Raw genomic sequence first — 6,910 nt, forward strand, 5'->3', positions numbered from 1 at the left:
TCATGGGCCGGCGCGGGAGATTCCCACGGCGGCATGGCAACTCCCGAGTACACCAAGCTGCTCGAACCCGTCGACCGGATCTACTTCGCCGGCGATCACCTCTCCAACGCCATCGCCTGGCAGCACGGGGCCTTCACGTCCGCGCAGGACGTCGTGACCCACCTGCATCAGCGTGTTGCGCAAACTGCTTGACGTGCTTCGTTTTCCATCACTTTCTCTGGAGGTCACATCATGAAATCTCGCAGCACCAAGGTCCTTGCAGCGGCATTCGCCGCCACCACGCTACTGGGCTTCGCCACTGCCTGCTCGTCTGACGAGGCGGACGCCGAGACCACATCGAGTTCGTTCGTCTCGAAATCGATTCTCGAAGCGGGGCAGGCAAACCCGATGATCGCTCAGGGCGTCGCGATCGGCGGCGACACCGCAATCTACAAGACCAGCGGCATCGGCCCGTCGGCAGGAAACAAGGCGGCGCCGGAAGGTTCGCCGGAGTCGTACATCGACGGTCAGTTCTCCGGCGGTGTTCTGCCGGCCGGTGTCACCGTCACCGAGGCGCAGGGCATCAACGTACTCAAGAAGATCCGCGACAACCTCGAAGCACAGGGATTGAGTCTCGAAGACGTCGTGACGATGCGCGTCTTCCTCGACAACGCGCCGGGATCGGACAAGGCCGACTACACCGGATGGAATCGCGCGTACCGGCAGTTCTTCGCCAACACCAATCTCGACACGGGTGACACCGAGTTGGTGCCGATGGGCACGGCCGAGCCGATCGCTCCGATCGAGCGAAACAGCGCCCGGCCCACCCGCTTCGCCCTCGAGGTTGCCGGACTGCCCGTTGCCGGTTGGCTCGTCGAGGTAGAGGTCGATGCGGTGTACCCCGACGGCAAGGAACCCGCCTGATGGGCGCGCTCAGCCCGACTCACTGGGCGATCGTCGCGGTAGTGCTCGTGGTGCTGTTCGGTTCGAAGAAGCTACCCGACGCGGCCCGGGGCCTCGGCAGGTCGATGCGGATCCTGAAGTCCGAAGTCGGTGAACTGCAGTCGGATACGGACCTCGCGTTGGAGCAGCGAGACTGACCCCCGTGCGCGGTTGAGGAGTCCCCACACTCCTCAATCGCGCACAGGTCTACTAGATCAGACCTTCGGAACGAGCTACCGACGGTGGTGACGGTGGACCCTTCACGAAGACATCGATCAGCACGTCCTCGTCCTGGTACGACGCGAACTGCGCCAACCCCGGCGTCTGGCGCACAGCCGAATGAACAGCGTCACCGTTTTGCGGATACTCCGGTACGACATGACGCCAATGGGCGCACAGCAGCGTTCCGCCAGGCTCGAGATGCTCGACGACCTGCAGCATTGCCTCGATGAGCTTTTCGAAGGTCAGGTAGTAGCCGACTTCGCTGATGACGACGAGGTCGAACGTCTCGTCGGGCCAGTCGTCACCCAACGCCCAGAGCCGAAATTCGGCGTCATGTCCGGTAAGCCGCTCTCGAGCGCTCTCGAGTGCGGTCGGGACGATGTCGGTGGCGAGAACGCTGTCGCAGCGCTCGGACAACTTCTCGGTGAGAACCCCGATCGAGCACCCCGGTTCGAATGCGCGACGGTATCGAGGTTTCGGGAGCATAGCGACACTGAGTGCGTACTTCCGCTGCTCGTACCAGCGGGATTCGAAATCCCATGGGTCGGACTGTGCGGCATACATCTTGGCGAAGTAATCCGCGGGGAGTTCACGATCGCTCATACGAACACCGTCTCGTACGGCCTCAGTAATCGTTCCATCGCGTGGCGGGGGAGGATGGGTGCATCCGCGGGATGATCGGAAAGCGGAGCGATCTGTGAAGTGAACTCATTGGTGGCAGCAGATTTCGCAGCCTGAACGTCGGAGGGCAAGGTCACCTTTCGTGCTCTTTCCCACGGGACTGCCGCATGATCCGGCGCGGCCCAATGCCACGCCCAGATGGGATACTCGATCAAGCGCGATCCAGTGTCCGCGCACGCCCTCGCCGCCGCGTCTCCGGTGGCTTCGTGGTCCGGGTGGCCGTCCCCGCGCCACGTGGAGGCGCACCAGGTATCCGCCGAGGAATCACCGAGAATCGAGCTGAGGCGGTCGGTCAACTCCTGTCGGTTCTCGCCGATCTTTCCGTCCGGGATGCTCAATCGAACCGGTGTGGGAATTCCGAGGACCCGCGCTGCCCGATCCGACTCGGACCGTCGACGGCGTTCCATCTCGGGCTGAGTCACGGTCGGTGAATCGGGATGCGAAGCTCCGCCGTCGGTGACAGATACGACCTGAACACTGATGCCGGAAAGTATTGCCAGAAGAGCGGTTCCGCCCAGACCGAGTATTTCGTCGTCGGGATGGGGAGCGACGATGATCAATCGTGAGCATCCGGTGAGATCCAGTTCCGGAAAACTTCTTCCCCACTCCCGCCATGTCGATTCGGGAGTACCGCCGTCGTCGACAGGTTTCTGCGCGAACAGTTTCGAGTTCACCACGGCCGTTTCCCCTTGGCTGCAATCCGGCCCAGCTCGGCGAGATCCTTCTCGGCGTGACTCTGCCGCAAGTAGACGGTGAGATCGGCTACCCGTGCGGCGTGCGCGGCGTCCATGCAGAGCGGTGCGGCGCCGAGAGCGCGTCCCACCCGATCCAGGGTCTCGGTAGCGGCGCGCTCGACAATTGCGCGCACACGGAGTGCCCGATGCATGGCCTCGGCATTTTCGTCGAAGGGATCCGCATCGATCTCGGCCGCCGCGACTGCGAGCGCGTTGCGCGCTGCGGCGAGCGCTGCATCGACCGCACCGAGGTGTGCGAGTACGTAGGGGTCTTCGCTGCTTGCAGCCTTGTCGTACAACGGATCAGCGACGCCGCAGGCGCCGCCGTACCAGCATGCAGCCACGCCGATCGCGCCGTGCCAGAACCCCGGGCGGCTCAGGTAGTCGCCTGCCGTCCCGACCGGTATGGCCGGAACCATGTCGAAGTCGACCGCGCTGGAGTCGCTTTCGGCCATACCGACGGCCTTCCACGAATCGGGAACGGGATGCACCCCAGGTAGTCCGAGCTCGACCGCGAAGAGGGAGGGGACACCGTCGACCAAGGCGGTGATCAGTGCATGCGTGCAGGTGTTGGCGCCGGAACACCACAACTTGCGACCGGTGAGCGTCCAGATCCCCACGTGCTCAGACGCATTCACCACAGGTTGGGGTGGCTCGGCCGCCCACACTCCCCACAGCTGCCCGGGTTCGGGATCCGGTCCGTCGAGTTCGGTGAGTATCGCGACGGCATCGGTGTGAGCCTCAGCCATCCGGCCGAGAACCACATTCTCCCGTGTGAGCTCTGCCAGGGAGGTCCACCGTGCGGCCGTCGCGCCGCCGCCGGGCAGCGGCAAGTACAGTCCACCTGCGTCCAGGAGTGTGTGTAGTCGTTTCATCGTGCCAGCTCCGCTTCTTCGTTATCGGCGGTCGTACCACCCAGGTTACGGATATGTCCGGCAAAGCCGCCCGGAGTTCGGCCGTCGAGACGCGCAGACGTGGTGACCGCAATGTCCTCTGCCCACGCGATACAGGCACCGGCCTCGCTCAACCGCCGGACGAGATCGACATCCTCGTCTTCTTCGAGATCGCAGAATCCTCCGACGTCCCAGTACATATCGGCGCGGACACCGAGGTTGGCACCGTGGACGTGACCGTGTCGACCATAGGGATGTGCGTGGTACATACGTTCGTACCGTTCGCGAACGGAGTGCGGATGGCCTTCCCAGTCCGCGATGCGAACGGTGCCCGCGACGACGTCCGCAGTACGCGCATACTCCAATTGGCGCGCAATCCAGGTGGGGCCGACCACCGAATCGGCATCGGTCGTGGCGAACCACGCTGAGGCCCCCAAATCCGAGCCGAACGCAGAGAAACCCGTCGCTCGCGAACGGCCGACGTTCTGATGCTCGACGCGGAGTACTTCCACCCCGTCGGGGATGACCCCCGCGGTTCCGTCCGAACAGTTGTCGAGGACGGCAACCACTCGGACGGGGACAACGCAAGCCGACGCCGCTGTTGCGAGTGCACGAAGGCAATTGGGGAGGTCTTCGGCTTCGTTGTGGGCGGGAACTACGACAAGAACCTGGTCGATTGGCACAGTGACGATCCTTTCCTCACCCTGGTACGGTCGGGTCTTCTTTCGTCCCGGTTCTCAACAGATAACCACATTTCGGACGGGTGCCGCCGCGCGACCGCCAGCAGCCGTGCAGGTCGAAAACTGTTTCGGTGAAACATCTCTGGATACGTTTGAGAGATGTGCCGGCGGGGTACAAAACGGGGTTTTGCGACTGTGCTTTCGGGTGCAAAACGGGGTTTTGCACCGAAGAATCTTCAGAACCGGCGGTGGCGCACCGAATCGACGAGCATCCGGGCCACCTCGTGCAGTTTCACGTTGGTGTGCTGCGATTGCTGAACGAGCCGGCTGAATGCTTCGTCGGCGTCGATGCCGTGGATGGCGATCAGCACGCCCTTGGCTTGTTCGATCTCGGCACGAGATTCCATGGCGCAGTGCAACTGTTCGATGTGCTCGTGTGCCTGACGCCAGCGTCGTGAATCTGCGATCGCCGCGCCCGCACCGGCGGTGAACAATTTCATCAACTCTTCGTCGAAGGGCTTGAACTCTGTCGAGGCGAATCCGTAGACGTTGAACGCGCCGAGAAGTTCGGTGCTTCCTTCGCCCATGGTGAGCGGCACGGACAAGTAGGACCGGACACCTTGTTTCCGGGCCTCGGCGGTGAATTCCGGCCATTTGTCGTCGTGATCACCCACCTTCGACCGAACCGACGACATGGTGCGCGCAGCGTCAACGCACGGACCACGATCGGCGGAATGCTGGGCATCGTCTATCGCGGAAAGGTAGTCCGCGGTAGATGCAGCAGTTCGTGGGCCATCGGCGGACAGCACCGTCACGCTGACAGCATCGGCATCCGGCAGCGCTTTGACCGCCGTCTCGGCCAGACGTTGGAGCATGGAGTCGAGATGCGCGTCCGTGTTCAGAGTGGACCGGAGTCCGGCAATCGCTTCGGCGAGGGTGTCGAGCGAATCTGCTGCGGAAGCAAACGCCGCGGCTCCCTGTGGGGTGTCCGCATTGCCTGTCATGATTCAGGTCTACTCCGCAAATTGCGGCGATGTAACCGTTCCAGGCGGTCTTTGCTTCGATGTTGCATGAAATCCGAGGTTCCTGGGTAGCCGCACGCAGCGATGTGCGATGTCGCCTGAAAAAGAGGAGCCGATGATGATCCTGCGTTTACCTGGTGTGTATCCACCGCAACACGACACGTCGTTACTGGCGGATGCGCTGCTGTTCGAGCGCCTCACCGCTCGCAGTCGGGTGCTGGATCTGTGCACGGGGACCGGCGCCCTCGCTGTCGCGGCATCCGCGGCAGGCGCAGGCCACGTCGTCGGGGTCGACATATCTCGCCGAGCGTGTGCCAATGCTCGTCTCAACGGGATCCTCAACGGAACCTCGATCGACTCCCGTCGTGGCGACCTCACCGAGGCGGTGCACGGCGAACTCTTCGATCTGGTGATCTCCAACCCGCCGTACGTCCCTGCTCTTGCAGATGATCTCCCTACCGCTGGAATCGAACGTGCTTGGGACGCAGGCAAGGACGGACGCGCCCTCATCGACAGGATCGCAGCCACCGTTCACGAGGTGCTCGTCCCGGGCGGCACACTGCTTCTCTTGCAATCGGTGCTGTGTGGGGTCGACAAGACCGAGGCGATACTCGAAGAACACGGTATGGCCGTAGAGATTTCAGCCCGGAAGTACGTTCCCTTCGGGCCCGTGATGCGCGAGAGGCGCACCATGCTCGAGGCACGAGGGTTGATCACCACCGGTCAGGAAATCGAACAACTCGTGATCATTCGCGCAACGAAGTCTTGCCCTTCTCCCAACTCGATGTGAGGTGATCGCCGAGAAGATCGTCGAACGCCAGGCACGCTGCGGCGCCGAACAAGATGTCATCAGTGCGGTGCGGCTGCGAAGAGGCGAGACCGCCGGCAAGTTCCCGAACGGCGATCTGTTCGTGAACGGAATCCGCTTCCACGTGCTCGTCGTAGAACAGTGTCGCGTCCGAACCGAATCCGAGTCGGCGCAGTCCTGCGCTGTATCGTTTGCTCGGCAGCGCAGACGTGGTCTCGACAGCGCACAGGTGCCCGACCAGCGTTCCGAGATGGCGGCGATGAAAACCGAAGAGCGAGAGAGCATTCAACGACGCCAACGTTACCGCGGGAACAGAATCGATGTAGTGGCCGTAGCGGTCCGAAAGACCTACAGCCCGCATGGTGTCGGCAAAAAGACGCGAATGCATTCGCTCTGCGCGGCCGCCTCCGTACTCGTCGCTCTGCACTTCGACGAGGGCGGCCTTGACGGCACCGGAGAGGCGCGAAATTCCGAGGGTGTGCACATCCGCCTCGCGGAGCTGATTGAGCGAACGGTGAATCAGTACCTCCGAGAACTGATCGATCGTTGCATCCTTCGCCATGAAGGACGCAAGACCGGGGCCTGCACTGGGGGCGGTCATCGACCAGAGGTCGGCCACGACGTCGCCAGACGACTCCACTGTCCCCACGAGCTGCGCGATGGCGGACTCGAAGCGCTCTTCGAGCCGCGACCGCACCGCGAGCAGGTCGGGATTCCACTCCCATTTGTCCGAGACGTTCTCGATTCCCTGCAAATGAAGCTCGTAGAGGAGCGTCAGGGTCAGCTGAGCGTCGTCGTCACGAAGAATGTCGTAGGTGAGGTCGGTGGACTGTGCATCCTCGTACGCGTCAGCTGCAGCCGTAATATCCCTCGGATCGGCCGAGGAGCGCAGAATGGAAACGAGAGTGTCGCTCAGTGGGCCGCGGTCCTGAGGAACAGGCATGGAAGT

Annotated in this window: 9 protein-coding genes and 1 pseudogene; 4 read left to right on the forward strand and 6 right to left on the reverse strand. The window is 62.8% G+C overall.

From position 1 onward, the window contains the following. The 3 genes and pseudogenes from RWT78_RS26650 to tatA form a co-directional block, all read left to right on the forward strand. A pseudogene (locus RWT78_RS26650) lies at nt 1-192 on the forward strand (amino acid oxidase); the annotation flags it as partial. Between the two features lie 39 nt (nt 193-231). Continuing rightward, entirely contained in the window at nt 232-903 is a 672-nt protein-coding gene (locus RWT78_RS26655) for a Rid family hydrolase (RefSeq protein WP_003943640.1), read from the forward strand. Further along, nucleotides 903-1,079 carry a Sec-independent protein translocase subunit TatA gene (gene tatA, locus RWT78_RS26660; RefSeq protein ID WP_003943732.1) on the forward strand — a complete coding sequence of 59 codons (177 nt, stop codon included), beginning with the start codon at nt 903-905 and terminating at the stop codon, nt 1,077-1,079. The genes RWT78_RS26655 and tatA overlap by 1 nt, the downstream gene beginning before the upstream one ends. Before the next feature lie 52 nt (nt 1,080-1,131). On the opposite strand, the gene RWT78_RS26665 is transcribed toward tatA, so the two are convergent. From RWT78_RS26665 to RWT78_RS26685, 5 genes are all read right to left on the reverse strand, one after another. Further along, on the reverse strand, nt 1,132-1,746 hold the full coding sequence (locus RWT78_RS26665; RefSeq protein ID WP_003943669.1) for a class I SAM-dependent methyltransferase: 615 nt from the start codon (nt 1,744-1,746) through the stop codon (nt 1,132-1,134). Further along, complete coding sequence (locus tag RWT78_RS26670) at nt 1,743-2,501, reverse strand: PIG-L deacetylase family protein (RefSeq protein WP_003943643.1); 759 nt, start codon at nt 2,499-2,501, stop codon at nt 1,743-1,745. The genes RWT78_RS26665 and RWT78_RS26670 overlap by 4 nt, the downstream gene beginning before the upstream one ends. Further along, nucleotides 2,495-3,433 carry an acyl-CoA dehydrogenase gene (locus RWT78_RS26675; protein ID WP_047269036.1) on the reverse strand — a complete coding sequence of 313 codons (939 nt, stop codon included), beginning with the start codon at nt 3,431-3,433 and terminating at the stop codon, nt 2,495-2,497. Before RWT78_RS26675 ends, RWT78_RS26670 begins: the two co-directional genes overlap by 7 nt. Then, complete coding sequence (locus RWT78_RS26680) at nt 3,430-4,134, reverse strand: glycosyltransferase family 2 protein (RefSeq protein ID WP_042452319.1); 705 nt, start codon at nt 4,132-4,134, stop codon at nt 3,430-3,432. The genes RWT78_RS26675 and RWT78_RS26680 overlap by 4 nt, the downstream gene beginning before the upstream one ends. A gap of 233 nt (nt 4,135-4,367) precedes the next feature. Next, nucleotides 4,368-5,135: a GAF and ANTAR domain-containing protein gene (locus RWT78_RS26685; RefSeq protein ID WP_003943624.1), complete on the reverse strand. Its 768-nt coding sequence runs from the start codon at nt 5,133-5,135 to the stop codon at nt 4,368-4,370. Nucleotides 5,136-5,244: 109 nt separating this feature from the next. On the opposite strand from RWT78_RS26685, the gene RWT78_RS26690 reads away from it, so the two are divergent. After that, nucleotides 5,245-5,943: a HemK2/MTQ2 family protein methyltransferase gene (locus RWT78_RS26690; protein WP_042452318.1), complete on the forward strand. Its 699-nt coding sequence runs from the start codon at nt 5,245-5,247 to the stop codon at nt 5,941-5,943. Here RWT78_RS26690 and RWT78_RS26695 read toward each other — a convergent pair. Continuing rightward, on the reverse strand, nt 5,900-6,910 hold a 1,011-nt coding region (locus RWT78_RS26695; protein ID WP_314682031.1), incomplete at its 5' end, for an iron-containing redox enzyme family protein. The two genes, RWT78_RS26690 and RWT78_RS26695, sit on opposite strands and share 44 nt — an antisense overlap.

Source organism: uncultured Rhodococcus sp., from assembly GCF_963525155.1.
In the GTDB taxonomy this organism is placed as follows: Bacteria; Actinomycetota; Actinomycetes; order Mycobacteriales; family Mycobacteriaceae; genus Rhodococcus_F; species Rhodococcus_F qingshengii.